We start from the raw sequence: 19,216 nt of genomic DNA, 5'->3' as shown, positions 1-19,216 counted from the left end.
CATGGCTGTTTGTCAGACTGCCTGTAAGAACTGCGACCGAAAAGGTTTGCCGATTCTCTTTACGCGCTATGCCACGGCATACACCGCAAACCATCGAACGCTGCTGGACCAGTTCGCGCCCACTGGTCAGCTCCAGGCCAAGCCGGGCGGCATTTCGCTGAAGGGATCCCAGTACGTGGTGCGGATGCTGCGTCGCGGATATCTGTATGTGTTGGTGGAGCGCGCCGGCGGCAAGACATGGAGCGGCTACCGTGCGCACCCCCATGGCTACTTGCAGCAGTTCATTCTTGACGCCGAACCGCAGGATGACCAGAAAAAGCCGTGCGACCCGGAGGTTCGCGGCGCCAATGCCTCGCTGGTGATGGTCCCCGATGCCAAAGGCGTGAAGAACCTCTGGTACTTGTTCCATCCAGACCCTGTGCCATTCAAGAAGCTGGAAGAACTCAAGAGCAATACAGCATCGTTGCAGCACCTCGACCTGGCCGGTTGGATGAATGGCAAGCAATCGCAGAAAGACACCTGCCCCCCTGATCAATTGCGCAACCAGGTGCTCGAATGGTCAGCGTTGGAGAACCCTACTCTGCAAGAGATCCTCAACGATCAGTGGTTTGGTCTGATGGGGATGAATCAGACCGAACAGGAGTGGGGGCCATACATCCGTGTTGAGCAAAAAAGATTGGGCAATTCGAAGGGTGCGCCCTTCTTTCTGAAGCAGATCATCCCTGAACCCGGACAGTCCTACGCCGAGGTGCATGGAAAGCGTCTTGCGAATATCGAAGCCACGCTGCGTTGCACCAAAGGAGCCGCCATCGTCGCGTGTCATGACGGTATTGGCATCACGCAGGAGCTTGCGCATGCCTATGCGCCTGCGGGGCAACCGTATCTGGATTGGCTGCAAATCGAACAAGAAGTAGACATGCCTTCTGGCGAAAAACTAAAAATCAGCAATGAATGGAAGTTGATGACCAGCGGGATGATCCAGCAGTTCCGGGAGGGCTACGTTGCGCAAAGGGTGAAAGCTAGGAGGCAGCTCGAGGAGGAAAGAATTGGTCTCAATCACGCTCTAGAAAACGCGCGAAGAGATGCCAGGGTGCGGCAAGGACAAGTCATGGTCCCGCTTCCTGGCGGAGGGCAGGTCGCCATGCCGTTAGCAGAACGGGAGCGTGAGCTTCGTCGAGCGGCAGAAGGGCACATGGCTTCTATCGTGGGCGAAGTGCAAGAAGATGCAGGCAAGAACTTTGACGCCCTCTATCTCAGCAAAAAGCGTGAAGAATTTGACAAAGTTCACGACCAAGACGGATACCAGCCTTACCTAGCCCGCCTGAACAATGCAGGCGAAGATCACGTGGCGTGGCTGGGCAGTGATCTGCTGAGGAAATCGGCACTGTCTCTTTATGATCGCCGGTACGCATCCCGAGGCGTTTCCACTGACGTGCTTGGCGTGCGCTACATGGTCCAGGTTGGAAATGCCATGCAGGGTCTGGAAAGCAGTGATGCAGGGAAACGCTGGATGATGGCAGGAGTATTGCTGGATGATTCTGACCGAAATCTACTGCTGACGGCGATCAGCTATAACGATCCCGCTCTCAGGGCGTTGCTATCTCGGCAATTGGCGTTGGTGGACCGTGTGTTGAGTCCGGTCACGGTCGCACCTTCTGCTGCAGACCACGCCAAAAAACAGGCCGCGCTTGGTCAGGCTGAAAATTTCCTGAAGAGTATCAAGGCGTATCTGGCACAAGGCGATGCCATGCAAGCGCTCATGAGCGCGCGCGATCCGTTGGCACATGGCGCAATGGGCTCCCTACTGAGCCTGCTTGCGGGACGGGCGGCTTTGACCATCACAGCAGGACCGCCATCAACCTGGATGGCGCACGTGGCGCAAACACAGCTAATGACGCTGGGATGCGGCCTCGCCGGCGATGCGATGAAGGCTCTGGAACCCCATCGAAAAGAACTTAATGATCGTGCACAGAAAGTGACCAAGGGTGTTGGAGCCGCATTCGCGGATATTCCACCGTCGGAAGAACAATTGCAGCAACGCGTCAAGGAGATCGTAGGCAAACGCACGGCAGCCGCCCTCTCTTTGTCACGCATCGGATTTGTTCTCACAGTCATCGAATTGTTGGGCGTAATGACCAGCGTTGGAAAAGCGTCTACCGAGCGCAATGGACGAAGTTGGACCGAGGCAGGAGCCCAACTTCTAATGCTGATCGGTAGTGCATACAGCTTCAAAGCTACGGTGGTTGAGGAAACGTTCGGAACCGGGCTGAAGCAGCTGGCTGCCCAAGCAGCGACGCCTTCCCAACGGAGAAATGTCAGCGTGCTGGAAAATTCGCATGTGAGGAAACTAAGAAGTTTCAGGATCTCGGCGGCAGTCTATCTCGGGTTAGGAGCGGTGATCGGAATTTACTTCGATCTGATTGACGGACGGAAAGCAGCGAGCGAAAAAGATAGGGCGTTGGCGATTGCTTATATGTCTCGTTCGGTAGCGGCGGGCGTTTCTGTGGGGGCTTCCGTAGGCATGCTATTCAAGCCACCTCCGAAATTATACCGCTTTCTCGTACGTCTGAACGGCGCGGCTGCCGTTGCGGTTGCGTTGCTCACAGTGATTATTTTGGTAGTAACCAAAAGCAAGCTAGAGACTTGGCTGAATTCTTGTCCATTTCGTAACGAAAACACGGAGGGAATGCACGGGAACATTGATGCCTCGATTGAGGCGCTTCCAGGGGTGATGGAGGAGCTAAGAATATGAAAGTAAAAAATAAAAAATTCGTTGATATGAAAAAAATAACCGATAGGATTTCTTTCGATGTCATTGTTCCCGCCATTTTTGCTCTCGTTTTATTGACCTATCCTTTCGAATTGGTAAGAGTCCGGTTCAACCTGTTCGCGCAGGATATGAAACCTGTCGAAGTGTGGAAGGGAGCATGGGACGACAAAAATTTGGGATATCCGGAGACCGGGTGCAGCTCGCTCAGCAGAATAGGGGGGGCAAGGTTTGTTGTTCTGAAGGGTTTAGCAGGCTATGCTGGTTCTCATACAGCACAACTTGAGTCGCTCGTGGATGTTGATGAGGACTGGCATGAAGCACGTCGGAAGTTCAATGCACGCTTCTCCAGTAGCAAGGATGATGACCGAAGGTTCCTGGTTTGGAGGGTAGACGCACTTGGAAATGTAAAGCTGGTCGCCACTAGCCCTGAAAAAGTTTGCATGACCACAGCGCCTGATGGCGCAATCTATGCGCGCACTGGGATTGCTGTCCAATCCGGTGAAGGAGGGCATGAGCGACTTAGCGACGCGGTCTTTCGGTCTGATGACGGAGGGAATACTTGGTCCTATCACTCGGCAGATTGGGGTGGTCGGTCAATCGGGCTTGCCTGGGGCGTAGATGTCGTCTTCTCGGATTCGACCAATGTGTGGGCCTATAACAATAAGTTTGACAGCAGCGGGCCTGCCATGAGCCATTCGATGGATCAGGGGCGGACTTGGCGGGTAGTCGAAGAGATCAATGCGGCGGAAGCGGCCGTGCTTAAGCAGATCGCACCGGAGGCAAATCTCGCTTTCTTCGACAGGGAGATGGTCAGAACGCTATTCGTGAACGAGGACAAGAGCATCGATTTGTGGATGTCCGGAAAGTATCACGATCAGGACGACCGCTTCCCCCATGGACTTGTCACGCAGCGGATATCGCTTCGCGAAACGACAAATGGGTGGGCCGTTAGCGCGCAGCATCATTACCCCGGTGTCTATGTCAAATTTATAGAGAAGGACGCAAAAGGGGTGCTGCGGGGTGTGGTCAGGATGGGCGGCGATCAATGGATTGGCACTTTCAATCCGATATCAGACAGATGGGAAAAGACGGTTGATTTGCCGACGCTTTTCTGGAAGCCGATGAGTTCCTTTCTTCGGGTGGATAAAGCGTATTTCACGGAAAACGTTTGGGTCATCCAGCCTGAGGATACTCACAGAGTTTCCCGCTGGATATTTCCTTGGTCGGATGCAGAGATTTCCTCGTATCGTGTATGGCTGTATTCGACGGATCAAGGTGCTAGCTGGATCAGGCTGAGCAACGACCCTTTTGTAGTTGGGTTCGACAAGGATCTTGGTCGCTTATACGTCGTTGAAAATTGGCCAGACAAGATGCTGGGATTTCTGCAACTAGCGCCAGTCGACGAAGCAAAAGGGAATTTACCCGATCTGTCGAAATCCATGTAGTTGCAGAGATGGGGGTATGAAAAAAGTAACCGATAGGATTTCTTTCGATGTCATTGTTCCCGCCATTTTTGCTCTAATTTTATTGACCTATCCTTTCGAATTGGTAAGAGTCCGATTCAACCTGTTCGCGCAGGATATGAAACCTGTCGAAGTGTGGAAGGGAGCATGGGAAGAAAGCTCGTTAGGATATCCATACGCCGGATGCAGTTCGGTCTCGAGGATAGGCAATGCGATGTTTATTGTTTTGGCGGATTTGACGGATCATGTAGATCCTCACGTGATACAGCTCCAGTCACTTGTTGATATTCATGAAGATTTAAACCAGGGTAGTCGGGTTTTCGACACACCTTTTTACGATTATGATGGCAGAGCGCGCAAATATTTGGTTTGGAGAGTAGATACACCCGGAAAGGTTAGTCTGGTCGCCACTAGCCCAGCGGAGGTTTGCATGACCACAACACCTGATGGCGCAAGCTATGCGCGCACTGGGATTGCTGTCCAATCCGGTGAAGGAGGGCATGAGCGACTTAGCGACGCGGTCTTTCGGTCTGATGATAGGGGGAATACGTGGTCCTATCACTCGGCGGATTGGGGTGGTCCGTAAATCGGGGTCGTCTGGGGTGTAGATGTCGTCTTCTCAGATTCCACCAATGTGTGGGCCTATCACAATGAGTTTGACAGCAGCGGGCCTGCCATGAGCCATTCGATGGATCAGGGTCGGACTTGGCGGGTAGTCGAAGAGATCAATGCGGCGGAAGCGGCCGTGCTTAAGCAGATCGCACCGGAAGCAAATCTTGCTTTCTTTAACAGGGAGATGCTAAGAACGCTATTCGTGAACGAGGACAAATCTGTCGATTTATGGGTGTCTGGCGAATATTACGAGAAAGATAAGCGAATTTCACACGGGCTCGTCACGCAGCGGATATCGCTTCGCGAAACGACAAATGGTTGGGCCGTTAGCACGCAGCATCATTACCCGGGTGTCTATGTCAAATTTATAGAGAAGGACGAAAAAGGGGTACTGCGGGGTATCGTCAGTATGGGCAGCGATCAATGGATCGGCACTTTCAATCCGATATCAGACAGGTGGGAAAAGACGGCCGATTTACCGACGCTTTTCTGGAAGCCGATGAGTTCCTATCTTCGGGTGAATAAAGCGCATTTTACGGAAAAAGTTTGGGTCATCCAGCTTGAGGATACTCACAGAGTTTCCCGCTGGATATTTCCCTGGTCGGATGCAGAAATCTCCTCGAAATATCGATGGCTGTACTCGACGGACCAAGGCGCTAGCTGGACCAAGTTGAACATTGGCTCTTCCTTGATCGGCTTCGACAGGGATCTTGGTCGCTTATACGTCGTTGAAAATTGGCCAGACAAGATGCTGGGATTTTTGCCGCTAGTGCCAGTCGACGAAGCAAATGGGAATTTACCCGATCTATCGAAATCCATGTAGTTGCAGAGATGGGGATATGAAAAAAGTAACCGATAGGATTTCTTTCGATGTCATTGTTCCCGCCATTTTTGCTCTAGTTTTATTGACCTATCCTTTCGAATTGGTAAGAGTCCGGTTCAACCTGTTCGCGCAGGATATGAAACCTGTCGAAGTGTGGAAGGGAGCATGGGACGACAAAGCGTTGGGGTATCCGGCGATTGGCTGCAGTTCACTCACTAAAATAGGCGAAACCAAGTACTTTGTTTTGAAGGGTGTGGCAAATCACGATAATCCTGATGCTACACAACCTGACGCGACACAACTCGAAACGCTTGTGGATGTCCATGAAAAATCGCGTGAAGCACGTCGAAAGTTCAATGCACGCTTCTCGAGTAGGAAGGATGATGATCGAAGGTTCCTGGTTTGGAGAGTAGATGCACTTGGATATGTGAAATTGGTTGCCACTAGTCCTGAGAATGTTTGCATGACCGCAACGCCCGATGGCGCAATCTATGCCCGTACGAATATCGATATTCGATTAAATGAAGGAGGAGGTGAGCGACTCAGCTACGCCGTCTTTCGGTCCGATGACAAGGGAGATCATTGGTCCTATCATTCGGCCGCATGGGGAGAAGAATCAGTTTCGTCCGCCTCAAGTGTGGAAGTGGTATTTTCCGATTTGACCAACGCGTGGGCCTATCGAGATACCAATTTTTTTAAGCATCCTGCCATGAGCCATTCGATGGATCAGGGGCGGACTTGGCGGGTAGTCGAAGAGGTCGAGGCGGCAGAAGCGGCCATTCTTAAACAGATTGCACCCGAGGCGGATCTTGGTTTCTCGAGCGGGGATACGACTAGAATGCTGGTCGTGAACGAGGACAAATCTGTCGATTTATGGGTGTCTGGAAAATATTACGATAAAGATAACCGCATCCCAAGCGGACTTGTCACGCAGCGGATATCGCTTCGCGAAACGACAAATGGGTGGGCCGTTAGCGCGCAGCATCATTACCCCGGTGTCTATGTCAAATTTATAGAGAAGGACGCAAAAGGGGTGCTGCGGGGTGTCGTCAGGATGGGCGGCGATCAATGGATCGGCACTTTCAATCCGATATCAGACAGATGGGAAAAGACGGTCGATTTGCCGACGCTTTTCTGGAAGCCGATGAGTTCCTATCTTCGTGTGGATAAAGCGCATTTCACGGAGAACGTTTGGGTCACCCAGCTTGAGGATACTCACAAAGTTTCCCGCTGGATATTTCCTTGGTCGGATGCAGAGATTTCCTCGTATCGTGTATGGCTGTATTCGACGGATCAAGGTGCTAGCTGGATCAGGCTGGGCAACGACCCTTTTGTAGTTGGGTTCGACAAGGATCTTGGTCGCTTATACGTCGTTGAAAATTGGCCAGACAAGATGCTGGGATTTCTGCAACTAGCGCCCGACAAAGACGCTGTTGCTGAGTAGAGGCAACACCGTAGGTATGGAGGGCGACGCTAATCACCGTCGGGATATTACTCCTCCCCCGAAGCCGGCCTCTCATACACCACGAACGCATATTCAAACCCATTCGACTCCGAATGGTGCGTTTCGCGGGCTGTTTCCAGCCATGTCGAACGATCCACTGCCGGGAAGTGCGCATCCCCTTCCACGTCGGCATCGATCTCGGTGACGATCAGGCGGTCCGCTGACGGTAGCGCCTCGGCGTAAAGCTGTGCGCCGCCGATCAGGAATACCTGCCCCACGCCCACGCAAAGCCGCTGGGCATCTTCGAGCGAACTCACCACCTCGGCACCTTCGAGCTTCAGGTCTCGGTTGCGGCTGACCACGATATTGCGGCGGCCCGGCAGCGGGCGGCCGATCGAATCCCAAGTCTTGCGGCCCATGATGATGGGTGCGCCCAGCGTGGTGCGCTTGAAGTGCTGCAGGTCTTCGGGCAGGCGCCAAGGCAGCGTGTTGTCGCGGCCGATCACGCCGTTGCGCGCGCGCGCGACGATCAGGGTCAGCAACGTCATACGGCCACCGGCGCCTTGATCGCGGGGTGCGATTCGTAGCCGACCAGTTCGAAGTCGTCGTAGCGGTAGTCGAAGATGCTGTCGGGCTTGCGCTTGATGTTCAGCGTCGGCAGCTTCAACGGCTCGCGCGAGAGTTGCGTCTGCACCTGCTCGAAGTGGTTGCTGTAGATATGGCAATCACCGCCGGTCCAGACGAAGTCGCCCACATCGAGGTCGCATTGCTGGGCAATCATGTGCGTCAGCAGCGCGTAGCTGGCGATGTTGAACGGCACGCCGAGGAAGATATCGGCGCTGCGCTGGTACAGCTGGCAGCTCAGCTTGCCGTCAGCCACATAGAACTGGAAGAACGCGTGGCAGGGCGGCAGCTTCATCTGCGGGATCTCGCCCACGTTCCACGCCGACACAATCAGGCGGCGCGAATCGGGGTTGTTCTTGATCTGTTGCACGACCTCGGTGATCTGATCGATATGGCGGCCGTCCGGCGTGGGCCATGCGCGCCACTGGTAACCGTAGATCGGGCCGAGGTTGCCGTTGGCATCGGCCCACTCGTCCCAGATCGTGACGCCGTTGTCCTTGAGGTACTGGATGTTGGTGGAGCCCTGCAGGAACCACAGCAGCTCGTGAATGATCGACTTCAGGTGCAGCTTCTTGGTCGTGACCACCGGAAAGCCAACGCTTAGATCGAAGCGCATCTGGTAGCCGAACACCGAGCGCGTGCCGGTGCCGGTGCGGTCGGACTTTTCGGTGCCATGTTCATAAACATGGCGCATGAAGTCGAGGTACTGTTTCATCGGCGCGTGGGAAGGGAATGTGATGTCGGCGTTTTAGCCGCAAGTTGGGGATTTTAGCCTATCGGGACCGTTAACGAAGCTGGCCGCCCGGAGGCGGCCAGCTTCAACTCAGGTCAGCCAGTTCAGTGGCTTTCCACCGGCTTTTCGGTGGTCTCGCGCGAGCCGCGACGCTTCTGCGTCAGGTAGCCGGCGCCAAGCACGCCACCCACCAGAACCACGTACAGGCCCCACTTGATCACGGGCTGCGACTCGAAGAACGCCTTCGTGATCGGTTCGCCGAGGATCATCTTCACGGCCGTGAAGGCCAGCACGCCGGCGCCGATGTAGATGATCGACGGATAGCGCGACATCAGCTTGAGCACCAGGCTCGAACCCCAGACCACGATCGGAATGCTGATCAACAGGCCCAGCACTACCAGCAGGAAGCTGCCATGGGCAGCGCCGGCCACGGCCAGCACGTTGTCCACGCCCATCACGGCGTCGGCGATGATGATGGTTTTCATCGCACCAACCAGCGTGGCAGCGCCCGCGCCATGCTCGTCGCCATCTTCCTCGGCGGCCAGCAGCTTGTAGGCAATCCAGACCAGCGCCAGGCCACCGACCAGGAGCAGGCCGGGGATCTTGAGCAGCCAGACCACGCCGATGGTCATCGCCGAACGGACGACCACGGCACCGACGGTGCCCCAGACAATGGCTTTCTTCTGCAGGTGGGGCGGCAGGTTACGCGCCGCCAGGGCGATCACGATGGCGTTGTCGCCGGCAAGAACCAGGTCGATGACGACAATAGACAGCAGTGCCGTCAGGAACTGCATCGTGAACAGATCAGTGAACCACTCCATGTACGCTCCTCAATGTGCGAAACAGCTGCGGGCCAGGCGGCCAGCAAGGTCTTTTATTTCACATCCGGGATCTGGGGCGAGCGCAGGAAGTCCGATGGGGCTGCCTTTGCAAACCATAGAAACCAGGTGTGCAAAGGTCTTGCTCGACTGGCTGCCGCGGAATGCGCGTCAGAGTCAGCACAACCGGAGACGGGTCGCGTCTCGGAATGACGATTGTGCTAAGGGCAAAGATGCCCCCAAGCTACTCCCCTTTAACTTCCCTTTCTGGAAGGGATTCGTGCCCGTCAGATACTCCGCCGAGCACGTTGGACGCGATTATAAGGGAACTACGAGGAAAAATGTTGCACTGCCGAGGTGGGGTTTGTATGTATTCAGAATCGGACATTGTCCGTCGTGGCGTCTGACGGAGATCGCCCGACAGACTTGTAAAGTGATGCAACGTATTGTGGGTGTATAAGCTTATGCACCTATCCTGTTTGGATTGGCCAGGCAGAAGTGCGTCGGACAGGACAGGCGCGCATCCCCGGCCAACCGCCGTGCCTTGCACAGGCGGTGCCTTAGAGGGATGCCACGTAGTGCCCATCGACAACAAGGACAAGTCATGCCGGCCGTTACGACACCCAGTCAGCCCCCCAGCCAGTCAAGTTCCCGCTCCCACTCCCACAACAACGGTTCAGCCAATCACCACAATCACGCCACGCCGACGCTAGCGCCCGAACCGGGCATCGTCATTGGCAATGGCCACGCTCGAGCAGGCGCCGCCCCCCAGCCGGAATTCGTGCAGCAATACCGTGAGGATAGCGGTGCGTTGCGTGCGGAGATCCTGCGCGGCTTGATTGAAGCCCAGGCCCGAATCAGCCCTAAGTTCTTCTACGATGTGTTGGGCTCGCGGTTGTTCGAGGCCATCACCGACCTGCCCGAGTATTACCCCACGCGCACCGAGGCATCGATCTTCAACAATATGGCGCCGGCCATTGCGGCGCGGGCGGGCAGTGGCTGCGTACTGATCGATCTCGGCGCTGGCAACTGCGAGAAGGCGGCGCGGTTGTTCCCGAGCCTGCAGCCGGCGCAGTACGTGGCTGTCGATATATCCGTCGATTTCCTGCGCGGCACGCTGTCGGGCCTGCAGCAACAGCATCCGCAGATCCCGATGTTGGGGCTGGGCGCGGACCTCTGCGGGCCGCTAGACCTGCCGAGGAATGTGCGGCGGGGGCGTCGGCTGTTCTTTTATCCGGGGTCCAGCATCGGCAACTTCAGCCCGATCGACGCATTGGCGTTGCTGCAGCGTCTGCGCGCGGCAGCCAGTCCCGGTGACGGCGTGCTGATTGGTGTGGATCTGTTCAAGGATGCGAGCACGCTGGAGGCGGCCTATGACGACGCGCTCGGCGTGACTGCCGCGTTCAACCGGAACGTATTGCGCAACGTGAACCGCATCGTCGGCAGCGACTTTGCTCTGGAGGACTGGCGGCACGCCGCTACCTTCGATACGCAGTCGTCGCGCATCCAGATGCATCTGGAGTGCGTGCGGCCCGTGACGGTGCGATGGCCGGAGGGCGAGCGCCAATTCGCGGCCGGGGAACGTATCCACACGGAAGATTCGCACAAGTATCGGGTGGAGGATTTCGCGATCCTGCTTGAAGCGGCTGGCTTCACCGATCCGGTGAGCTGGACCGACCCCCAGGGCTGGTTCGCGGTGTTCCACGCGCGCGGATAGAGAGTTCGGGAAGCCTCGCCGCCAGCAGGGTGAAGCGGGGCCGGCCGGAAACCGTGCGCGCGCGATGTCATAATGCGCGCAGCCGGGCCGGCCGGCCCTTTTTTCATTCTCTGACACGGATATTTCGATGAGCGGATTCTCCATGCTTCCCGATCTCCATTTCACCGGCGGCAATGCGCAGTGGCCTGACGCGCGCCGCCTGCCGCGTGAAGGGTTGGCGCAGGCGCTGGTGGAATCACGCAATCGCACGCTCGCGTGGCTCGGTGCTTTTGGCCAGACCCGCAAGGGCTGGGATGTGCCGCGCCAGTACGATTGCAACCCGCCGCTGTGGACCCTGGGTCATATCGCCTGGCACGCCGAATGGTGGTGCCTGCGCGGCGTGCGTCATCTGGAGCAGGGCGGCATCCGCCTGCCGGTAGCCAGCGAGCCGTCGTTGCTCGATGGCGCCGATGAATGGTTCGATCCAGACCGGATCGGCCCTGACGAGCGCTGGGAAATCGTGCTGCCCGATGTGAGCCGCGTGAAGCAATATGCCACGCAGGTGCTCGACGGCCTGCTGCGCCGTATCGCGCTGTTGCCCGATGACGAGGACGCGACGCTGTACCCGTTCCGTCGCGCACTCTGCCATGAGGACGCGCAAGGCGAGACCGTGGCGACGCTGCTGCAGGCGCTGGGCATGGCGCCCGTGGAGCCCGCCGCCGTGGGTCCGTCGATATCGCAGTCGTCGGGCGGTACGCTGCATTTCCCGGGCGGCAATTTTACGCAGGGCTGGGCCGAGGCCGATGGGTTTGCCTGGCCCGACGAATTGCCGCCGCAGAAAATTTACGTCCCGGCCTTCGAGATGGATGCCGCGCTGGTGACCAACGCCCAGTTCCTGGAGTTCGTCGAGGATCGCGGCTATGAGCATCCGTCTTATTGGTCGGTTGCGGGCCGGCAATGGTTGATGACGCAGGAGCGCTCGGCACCGCGCTACTGGGGACGCCATGCGGTCAGCCGTAGTTGGGTGGCATCGCGCTTCGGCACCGAGCGCACGTTGAATCCCGACGAGCCGGTGCGCCATGTCTCGCTGTTCGAGGCGCAGGCCTGGTGTGTCTGGGCAGGTCGCCGCTTGCCGCAGGAAGTGGAATGGGAACTGGCGGCCACGCAGAACCGCGGCCTGCAGTGGGGCGCGCTGCGCGAATGGACGGCCACGCCGTACGAACCGTACATCGGGTTTGTCGCAGAGCCGACCGACGGCGAAATCATCGGCCGCTTCGGCACGCATCAATCCGTACGCGGCGTATCGTTCGCGAGCCCGGCACGCGCACGGCATGTGCGGGCGCGGACAGCGTTGTTGCCGGAGGACGATGTGTCGTTTGTGGGGTTTCGGAGTTGTGGGGTTTGAGTAAATCTCCCCGTTGTCTTGCTTCCCTCTGCCGCTATGCGGGAGAGGGGTTGGGGGAGAAAACACTGGGCAGGTGAAACGCAGGAGCACCAACAAAAAAGGCACCCGAAGGTGCCTTTTTCATTTCTCATTTCTGAGAATCAACGCTCGTAGCGCGAACGGCTGTTGCCGTTGCGTTGGCCGCCGAAGCCGCCGCGATCGTTGTTGCGGTCGCCGAAGCTGCGGTCGCCAAAGCTGCGCTGTTCGCCGCCGAAGCCGCGGTTGCCGTCGCGCTGGCCGCCTTCGCGGTTGCCGAAGCTGCGGTTGGCATTGGCGCCATCGCGGTTGAAGTTGCGCTCGCCGCCACCAAAGCTGCGTTCGCCGCCGAAGCTGCGCTCACCGCCACCGAAGCCGCGTTGCTGGCCTTGACCTTGGCCTTGGCCGCGATAGCCGCCCGTGTTGCCACGGTCGCCGAAGCCGCGTTGTTCGCCGCGATCACCGAAACCACGGTTTTCGCCGCCGCCGAAGCTGCGTTGCTCGCCGCCACGGTCGCCGAAGCCACGGCTTTCGCCGCCGAACTTGCGGTCGCCGAAGCTACGCTCGCCGCTGCCGGAGTTGCCACGATAGCCGCCGCCGTTGCTGTTGCCACGATAGCCACCACCGTTGCCACCGCCATTGCCGCGGTAGCCGTCACGGCCGCCCGGCTTGCCGCCGAAATTCGAGCGGGGCTTCGGCGTGCGACGCGGTTCGTGACCTTCGATCACCGAGGCGTCCACACGGTTGTTCGTGAAGCGCTCGATGCGCTTCCACTGGAACATGTCGTTGTGGTTCACGAGGTTGATTGCCACGCCCGAGCGACCGGCACGACCGGTACGGCCGATACGGTGCACGTAGTCTTCCGCTTGCTTGGGCAAGTCGAAGTTCACCACGTGGGTGATGTCGGGCACGTCGATACCACGTGCGGCCACGTCGGTGGCCACGAGCACGCGCAGGTTGCCACGGCGCAGGGCCGTCAGCGTGCGGTTACGCGCGCCCTGGGTCATGTCGCCGTGCAGGGCACCAGCCGAGAAACCGGTATCCGACAGGCGCTCGGCCAGCGAATCGGCATCGCGCTTGGTAGCCGTGAACACGATGGCTTGCTTCAGCGATGCGTCGCGCAGCAGATGGTCGAGCAGGCGTTCCTTGTGCGACATGTCGTCGGTGAAGTGCAGGCGCTGTTCGATGTGGCTCTGGTCGGCGCGTGCGGCAGCGATCTCGATGCGTTGCGGATCCTTCAGCTGGCGCGAGGCCAGTTGTGCGATACGTGCGTCCAGCGTGGCCGAGAACATCAGCGTCTGGCGCGAAGCCGGCGTGGCGGCCACGATGGCGTCGATGTCATCGGCAAAACCCATGTCCAGCATGCGGTCGGCTTCGTCGAACACCAGCATGTCCAGCGCGGACAGGTCGATGCGGCCGGCTTCGATATGGTCGAGCAGGCGGCCCGGCGTGGCCACGAGGATGTCCGGCATGCGCGAGAGCATGGCCAACTGCTTCGGGTAGGGCATGCCGCCCAGGATGCTGGCGCACACGATGCGGCGCAGATGGCGGCCGTACTTGGCGGCGGCTTCCGTTACCTGCAGGGCCAGTTCGCGTGTCGGCGTCAGCACCAGCAGCGACGGCTGCGCGGGCGACGGACGGGGACGCTTGCCCTTCATGCGCTTGGCGGGTTCGGTCGGGCGATTCGTGAGCGGCTTCTCGCTGATGCGCTGGATAGCGGGCAGCATGAACGCGGCAGTCTTGCCCGAGCCGGTCTGGCTCGAAACCAGCAGGTCCTTGCCGGCCAGGAATGCGGGAATGGCCTGTGCCTGAACAGGCGTCGGGTCGTTGTAGTTGGCTTCAGCCAGGGCGCGCAGGATGGCGGCGTCGAGGCCGAGTTTGGCGAAGCCGCTTTCCGGCACATCGGCGGCTACGATCCGGGCTGCGTCGGTGTTGAGCAGGGCGTCGAGCTTGTCGAGCGGGCTCACGGCAGCGGCGGGCGTAGCGGATGCGTCGGTGGCGGAGGCAAAAGGTTGCTCCGCACGGAAATCTTCGTGCTGGGTCATGTCGTACGTACGTATTAAATATGCATGGCACCCCGGGGCAAATGTGATGCTCGAGGGTGGGCGCAAGTGCAAAGTCTTAAAAAAGGCTTCGGCGCCAATCGGTAGGCCGTTCGACAGACTCAGCTGGCAACACGGCGGCAGGCAGGGTGGGCAACTGGCTGATTCATATTCAACCGGTCGATTATCCCTGGCAGGCAAACAGCGCAATGGACTACAGGCTGTTCATCAGGATCGGAGACGAGGCGACGTCAGGTGAGCGGTGCGTTCTGGCCAGGCACCTGTCTGAACTTCGTGTGATGACAGAGGCAGGGAGCAGATATTGGGAGGGCAGCGGATACGCCATGGGCTGATGATGCCGGGCGTGGTGCGGAACTCACAGTGCGAAACTCACGGCGCGAAGTATAGCAGAACACTTATTTTTTTGCTGCACCGCGAAATGGTCAAACACGTGCGCAATCGTAATCAAACGTAAGCAGGCATGTGAATTGTGCGATTCAAGCGCAGCCCGCGTCGCTTGAATGTCGGAGACCGCTGCCTATACTCCAGTGCGCGGGCCACGCCCGCAATGGGGCGGACGGATTCACGTCCCGATGATCCTGCCTTTGGCAAGGTTGGCTTGCCGCTCGGCTCGGGCATTGCGGTCATTGATGCCATCGCCACGTTTCCTCCGACTGTCCGGGTGGTCCGGATGGGCGTCCGCGTCATGGGCGGAATCCATGGGAAACATGCCTGGCACAGGAATGACCGGAATCGCCGGTGACGCAGACCCAGGAGGTCCGGGCCCGTCCGCAACCAAAGCCCGCCAATTGCTTGGCGGGCTTTTCTTTTCTCCCTCGCTTTTTCGCTTGTTTCTTTATCGTGCCGGGGATCTTTCGCGCACTCACTTCACTTGCGCGGCGTCCCGGTCTCCCGTTCCTCCCCTGCATCCTGCGGCGTGCCCGGAAAACCCTGCGGATACTGGATCAATCGCGTCAGCGATGGTCGTCGATGCGATTGCCAGCGATAGCTGCCGGCCAATCGGGCGCCGCCGATGATGGCGGTCATGGCCTCGCGGTCGAGGTCCATGTTTTCCGACAAATCCTTGATGACGATGACTGCCATGGCGTTCTCCAGCTTGCGGACCTTGCCTCGGCCGGCCGGAACGGCGCCGGTCGGGCGGCGCCAGGGCAGGCGCGGGCCCGATTCAGTATAGGCAAGTGCAGTGGCCGCAGTGGTGCCCGCAATGCGTGGCACCACTGCGGCACGCTGGCCGGGCTCAGACTGCAGCCCAGTTGCCGCCCCATTGCGAGGGCTTCACGTTCAGCGCGATGTTGCCCAGGTCCACGCCGACGATCTTGTTGTTGTTGAACGCGGCGACGTTCACCTGCTGCAACTGCTGAACGTTCTGGTTGATGTTGATATTGACGTTGGCCAGCGGACCCATGTTGCCGGCCTGGCTGAGCCAGCTGTTGCCGCCACGGATGGCGGTAAGCGACTTGCGATCGAGTTCCTTGCTGGCGGCAAGGTCGCGGACGGTGATCGATGACATGGTGAACTCCTTCAGGTGCGTGTTGCGGTGGCGCGCGGGGCTGCCGCGCGCCGGTGCGTGTCGATGACGATGTCTTAGCGCCAGACGTTGTTGGTGGCGTTCTGGTTCGTGTCCACCGTGTTGCGCATATGTTCCTGGAACGCCGAGCCGTTGGCGAAGGCGTTGTTCACGCTCTGCATCTGCTGGTTCTGCTGGTCGATCTTCAGGCTGGAGTCGAACGACAGCTTCACGGGGGCGTAGACGCTGGTCCACGGGGCGAAACCGAGGCCGCCGCGTACGGACTTCATGCCGGTGGTGTCGAGGGTGGCGGTGCTGGACAGGTCGAGGATGGTCAGGGTGCTCATGGCAGTCTCCAAATACTCAGGTGCGATGTGGTGTGCGAATTGCGTGGGGTGCGAGTGCGTGCGATGCCGGATCAGACGGCGCCGTAGACGTTGTTCTCGGCGTGCTGGTTCGTCGTCACGTTGTTGTGCATGTTGGCCTGGAAGGCCGAGCCGTTGCCGAAGTAGCTCGTCACGTCCTGCATTTGCTGGTTCGACTGGTTGATCTTCACGTCCTTGTCGAAGGACAGCTTGAACGGGCTGTAGACAGTGGTGATGGGGGCGAAGGCAAAGCCACCGCGTACGGCATGCAGTGCGCGGGCGTCGAGGGTTTCGGTCGAGGACAGGTCCTTGATGGTCAGCTTGGTCATGATGGTCTCCAGAAACAGGTAGGTGAGGCTTCGGTGTGATGAGCATCGGGTTGGTGTCGCGCTCGGACCAGATATCGCAGGGAGCGTGCCAGCGCGTGCCACCTGCGCGAATAAATTTTCGAAAGGGTTGTGGCACAAGGCTTTGCGGGCGATGCACACGCGCTGGCATCACTGTGCGAGCGGGGCGGGGAGGGGGAGTGTGATGGCCGCGCGCCAACAGAAAGGTGTTGGGTGTTGGCGCGCCAGCGACGGCTGTGGGCGCCGCGCATCAGTGCGGCATTGCGAATGGCCGGAGTGCGCACTAGTATCCATCGAAGGCCCTGTGCCGTGATGCGACGGATTCGCGGCATGCGCGAGGCCGCAATATAGTCGGCAAGTAGTCAGCAACCCAGTCGGCAACCACTCGTCGGGATGCATCGGATGCCCAGCCTGACCGAACTCATCAGGAACTTTCAGCGCGGCAGCCTCTCGCGCGACGACTTCCTTGCATCGGTAGATCTGGCCCTCAAGGACGATCAAACCGACTCCACCCAGTTTGCCCGCGTGCTCACTGAGGAGCACACGCGCTTTCCCCTGCCTCCGGCGGTCTATGCCGAAGTGATGCACCGCATCGACTCCCATGTGGCCACGCAGTTCGATCCCGTCGACCGGGTCCAGGACATGCATGCTGGCAGTGCAGGCGAAGAGACACGCATCGAACCGGATCATGCGGATCGCAGCGCGCCGGCCACGGGACATCCCTATCAGACGGGCAGCAATACGGGAAGTCAAAGCGGCCACTTCACCGGCGGTCAGATTCCATCGGGTCCCACCAAGGGTGTGGGCGACACGCTCAATGGTCGCTTCGTATTGGAAGAGTGCCTGGGCGTGGGCGGCATGGGCACGGTCTACAAGGCGCTGGACCTGCGCAAGCTCGAAGCGTCGGATCGCAAGCCCTACATTGCGATCAAGGTGCTGAACCTGCAGTTCAGCGGGCATCCCAAATCGCTGATTGCGTTGCAGCGTGAAGCGCGCAAGGCGCAGCAACTGGCGCACCGGAACATCGTCACCGTCTACGACTTCGATCGCGATGGTCCGACTGTTTTCCTTACCATGGAGTATCTGCAGGGCAAGTCTCTCAACCGTGTGCTGCGCGCGCCGGAGTTCACGGGGCTGCCCTATATCAAGGCGATGCCGATCATCGTGGGCATGGGCAGTGCGTTGGCCTATGCGCACGAACGCGGCTTCGTGCATTGCGATTTCAAACCGGCCAATGTGTTTCTCACGGATCGCGGTGAAGTGAAGGTGATCGACTTCGGCATTGCGCGCGGCTTCCAGCAGCCTGCGGACGATGCCGACCAGACCGTCTTCGATCCGGGTTCACTCGGCGGCATGACTCCGGCGTACGCCAGCCCCGAGATGTTCGAGCATCGTGAGCCCGATCCACGCGACGATATCTATGCGCTGGCCTGCGTCAGCTATGAACTGCTGACGGGCAAGCATCCGTACGACCGGGTGTCAGCCACCGAGGCACGCGCACGCAACGTGAAACCCGCGCAGCCCAAGACGTTGTCGCGTACGCAATGGAAGGCGCTGCGCCAGGCGCTGTCGCTCGATCGCGCTACGCGCACGCCAACCGTGACGCGCTTTCTGGCGGGACTCGGCGGACAGCCGGAAAAGGCCAGCCCAGTGGTGCCGCTGCTCGTGGGCGCGGCGATAGCGGGTGTTGCCATCGCCACGGGCGTTGGGTATTACCTGTGGCGGGGCGATGTCAAGGACGGTGGGCAACCAGCGCCTCCGGTGGCGTCCACGCCGGCTACGCAACCTCCGCCTGCACCATCCATCGCCGAACAGGAAGCGCCCAAGCCGCCGACAGCGGTGCCGCTCAAGCCAGAAGCCGTGGCCGCCGTGCTCGCTGCCACGCCATGCGCGCTGCTCAATGCCGATATCAAGGGCAATGTGCTGCAGGTGGATGGCTATGTGGCGGAGTCGGCTATCGGCGGATTACGTGACAAGCTCGGCAAGCTGGGCGGCGTGAAGACGCTGAAGCTCGACGCGCAGCCGCTGACCGCGGACAAGTGCGATGTGGTACGCATGATCGCGCCGTACTGGTCAGGCAACCGCAAAGCGGGAGAGAAGGGGGGCGTCGCCTTGCTCCATACGCGCGGCGGCACGCAGTTGACCGAAGGCACACCGCTGGTGCTCGACCTGAAAACGCCGCCGCATGAAAGCTACGTCTATGTGGATTACTTCGTGGCCGATGGCAAGGTGGCGCATCTGGTACCAAGCGCACGCGTGCAAGGTCATCAGGCACCGGCCAGCTACAGCGCGACGATTGGTGATAGCGGCGACTGGGTGATATCGAAACCGTTCGGCACGGAACTGGTGGTGTTGCTGACCACGCCCGAGCCGCTGTTCAAGTCGCGGCGTCCCGATTTCGAGACGCGCCAGGAATATCTGCGCGCACTGGAGAAGCCGCTCGCGCAGATGGCGAGCAAGCATGGGCGCGATCAGGTCAGCGTGGATCTTGTGCAGATCGCCACGCGCGCGAAGTAGCGCACGCGGCATCC

16 protein-coding genes are annotated in these 19,216 nt (G+C 59.2%); 8 read left to right on the top strand and 8 right to left on the bottom strand.

Features of this window, described 5'->3' with window-relative positions:
* Position 1 precedes the first annotated feature (1 nt).
* The 5 genes from GA566_RS11305 to GA566_RS11285 all read left to right on the top strand — a co-directional run bounded on the left by GA566_RS11305 (position 2) and on the right by GA566_RS11285 (position 7,112).
* Entirely contained in the window at positions 2-2,752 is a 2,751-nt protein-coding gene (locus tag GA566_RS11305; protein WP_160472777.1) for a T6SS effector BTH_I2691 family protein, read from the top strand.
* Positions 2,749-4,215: a hypothetical protein gene (locus tag GA566_RS11300; RefSeq protein WP_160472776.1), complete on the top strand. Its 1,467-nt coding sequence runs from the start codon at positions 2,749-2,751 to the stop codon at positions 4,213-4,215. The genes GA566_RS11305 and GA566_RS11300 overlap by 4 nt, the downstream gene beginning before the upstream one ends.
* A gap of 16 nt (positions 4,216-4,231) precedes the next feature.
* Complete coding sequence (locus GA566_RS11295) at positions 4,232-4,819, top strand: hypothetical protein (RefSeq protein ID WP_160472775.1); 588 nt, start codon at positions 4,232-4,234, stop codon at positions 4,817-4,819.
* 90 nt (positions 4,820-4,909) lie between these two features.
* Positions 4,910-5,668, top strand: coding sequence for a hypothetical protein (locus GA566_RS11290; protein ID WP_160472774.1), 759 nt, complete (start codon positions 4,910-4,912; stop codon positions 5,666-5,668).
* Positions 5,669-5,684: 16 nt separating this feature from the next.
* Entirely contained in the window at positions 5,685-7,112 is a 1,428-nt protein-coding gene (locus GA566_RS11285) for a hypothetical protein (protein WP_160472773.1), read from the top strand.
* Positions 7,113-7,159: 47 nt separating this feature from the next.
* Here GA566_RS11285 and GA566_RS11280 read toward each other — a convergent pair whose 3' ends face one another.
* From GA566_RS11280 to GA566_RS11270, 3 genes are all read right to left on the bottom strand, one after another.
* Entirely contained in the window at positions 7,160-7,660 is a 501-nt protein-coding gene (locus GA566_RS11280; RefSeq protein ID WP_160472772.1) for a dihydrofolate reductase, read from the bottom strand.
* Positions 7,657-8,451 (bottom strand): thymidylate synthase, encoded by a 795-nt coding sequence (locus tag GA566_RS11275; protein WP_160472771.1) that lies wholly within the window; start codon positions 8,449-8,451, stop codon positions 7,657-7,659. The genes GA566_RS11280 and GA566_RS11275 overlap by 4 nt, the downstream gene beginning before the upstream one ends.
* A 122-nt stretch (positions 8,452-8,573) precedes the next feature.
* Positions 8,574-9,290, bottom strand: a complete 717-nt coding sequence (locus GA566_RS11270) for a TerC family protein (RefSeq protein ID WP_137923207.1) — start codon at positions 9,288-9,290, stop codon at positions 8,574-8,576.
* Between the two features lie 601 nt (positions 9,291-9,891).
* Here GA566_RS11270 and egtD point away from each other — a divergent pair.
* Together egtD and GA566_RS11260 are read left to right on the top strand one after the other, a co-directional pair.
* A complete protein-coding gene (gene egtD, locus GA566_RS11265) occupies positions 9,892-11,004 on the top strand; it encodes an L-histidine N(alpha)-methyltransferase (protein ID WP_137923206.1) in 1,113 nt (370 codons plus the stop codon).
* Positions 11,005-11,131: 127 nt separating this feature from the next.
* On the top strand, positions 11,132-12,388 hold the full coding sequence (locus tag GA566_RS11260) for an SUMF1/EgtB/PvdO family nonheme iron enzyme (RefSeq protein WP_160472770.1): 1,257 nt from the start codon (positions 11,132-11,134) through the stop codon (positions 12,386-12,388).
* 140 nt (positions 12,389-12,528) lie between these two features.
* Here the strand turns inward: GA566_RS11260 and GA566_RS11255 are convergent, their stop codons facing one another.
* The 5 genes from GA566_RS11255 to GA566_RS11235 all read right to left on the bottom strand — a co-directional run bounded on the left by GA566_RS11255 (position 12,529) and on the right by GA566_RS11235 (position 16,667).
* The gene (locus tag GA566_RS11255; protein WP_160472769.1) at positions 12,529-14,448 is read right to left on the bottom strand and encodes a DEAD/DEAH box helicase; all 1,920 of its coding nucleotides are present in this window, start codon (positions 14,446-14,448) and stop codon (positions 12,529-12,531) included.
* Between the two features lie 885 nt (positions 14,449-15,333).
* A complete protein-coding gene (locus GA566_RS11250; protein ID WP_137923202.1) occupies positions 15,334-15,549 on the bottom strand; it encodes a hypothetical protein in 216 nt (71 codons plus the stop codon).
* Between the two features lie 154 nt (positions 15,550-15,703).
* Positions 15,704-15,976 carry a hypothetical protein gene (locus tag GA566_RS11245; RefSeq protein ID WP_160472768.1) on the bottom strand — a complete coding sequence of 91 codons (273 nt, stop codon included), beginning with the start codon at positions 15,974-15,976 and terminating at the stop codon, positions 15,704-15,706.
* Positions 15,977-16,050: 74 nt separating this feature from the next.
* Positions 16,051-16,320, bottom strand: a complete 270-nt coding sequence (locus GA566_RS11240; RefSeq protein WP_137923200.1) for a hypothetical protein — start codon at positions 16,318-16,320, stop codon at positions 16,051-16,053.
* Between the two features lie 71 nt (positions 16,321-16,391).
* Complete coding sequence (locus GA566_RS11235; RefSeq protein ID WP_137923199.1) at positions 16,392-16,667, bottom strand: hypothetical protein; 276 nt, start codon at positions 16,665-16,667, stop codon at positions 16,392-16,394.
* Positions 16,668-17,087: 420 nt separating this feature from the next.
* Between GA566_RS11235 and GA566_RS11230 the strand changes: the two genes are divergently transcribed.
* A complete protein-coding gene (locus GA566_RS11230) occupies positions 17,088-19,202 on the top strand; it encodes a serine/threonine protein kinase (protein WP_137923198.1) in 2,115 nt (704 codons plus the stop codon).
* Positions 19,203-19,216: the final 14 nt, after the last annotated feature.

Source organism: Cupriavidus sp. SW-Y-13, from assembly GCF_009793345.1.
Lineage (GTDB): Bacteria > Pseudomonadota > Gammaproteobacteria > Burkholderiales > Burkholderiaceae > Cupriavidus.
Note: the sequence above shows the minus strand (reverse complement) of the source record. Positions and strands in the feature narration are given on the sequence as shown.

Bases quoted from the DNA above. Each gene is read 5' to 3' on its own strand.
- GA566_RS11305 (WP_160472777.1), top strand. From the start codon at position 2: ATGGCTGTTTGTCAGACTGCCTGTAAGAACTGCGACCGAAAAGGTTTG.
- GA566_RS11300 (WP_160472776.1), top strand. From the start codon at position 2,749: ATGAAAGTAAAAAATAAAAAATTCGTTGATATGAAAAAAATAACCGAT.
- GA566_RS11295 (WP_160472775.1), top strand. From the start codon at position 4,232: ATGAAAAAAGTAACCGATAGGATTTCTTTCGATGTCATTGTTCCCGCC.
- GA566_RS11290 (WP_160472774.1), top strand. From the start codon at position 4,910: ATGAGCCATTCGATGGATCAGGGTCGGACTTGGCGGGTAGTCGAAGAG.
- GA566_RS11285 (WP_160472773.1), top strand. From the start codon at position 5,685: ATGAAAAAAGTAACCGATAGGATTTCTTTCGATGTCATTGTTCCCGCC.
- GA566_RS11280 (WP_160472772.1), bottom strand. From the start codon at position 7,660: ATGACGTTGCTGACCCTGATCGTCGCGCGCGCGCGCAACGGCGTGATC.
- GA566_RS11275 (WP_160472771.1), bottom strand. From the start codon at position 8,451: ATGAAACAGTACCTCGACTTCATGCGCCATGTTTATGAACATGGCACC.
- GA566_RS11270 (WP_137923207.1), bottom strand. From the start codon at position 9,290: ATGGAGTGGTTCACTGATCTGTTCACGATGCAGTTCCTGACGGCACTG.
- egtD (WP_137923206.1), top strand. From the start codon at position 9,892: ATGCCGGCCGTTACGACACCCAGTCAGCCCCCCAGCCAGTCAAGTTCC.
- GA566_RS11260 (WP_160472770.1), top strand. From the start codon at position 11,132: ATGAGCGGATTCTCCATGCTTCCCGATCTCCATTTCACCGGCGGCAAT.
- GA566_RS11255 (WP_160472769.1), bottom strand. From the start codon at position 14,448: ATGACCCAGCACGAAGATTTCCGTGCGGAGCAACCTTTTGCCTCCGCC.
- GA566_RS11250 (WP_137923202.1), bottom strand. From the start codon at position 15,549: ATGGCAGTCATCGTCATCAAGGATTTGTCGGAAAACATGGACCTCGAC.
- GA566_RS11245 (WP_160472768.1), bottom strand. From the start codon at position 15,976: ATGTCATCGATCACCGTCCGCGACCTTGCCGCCAGCAAGGAACTCGAT.
- GA566_RS11240 (WP_137923200.1), bottom strand. From the start codon at position 16,320: ATGAGCACCCTGACCATCCTCGACCTGTCCAGCACCGCCACCCTCGAC.
- GA566_RS11235 (WP_137923199.1), bottom strand. From the start codon at position 16,667: ATGACCAAGCTGACCATCAAGGACCTGTCCTCGACCGAAACCCTCGAC.
- GA566_RS11230 (WP_137923198.1), top strand. From the start codon at position 17,088: ATGCCCAGCCTGACCGAACTCATCAGGAACTTTCAGCGCGGCAGCCTC.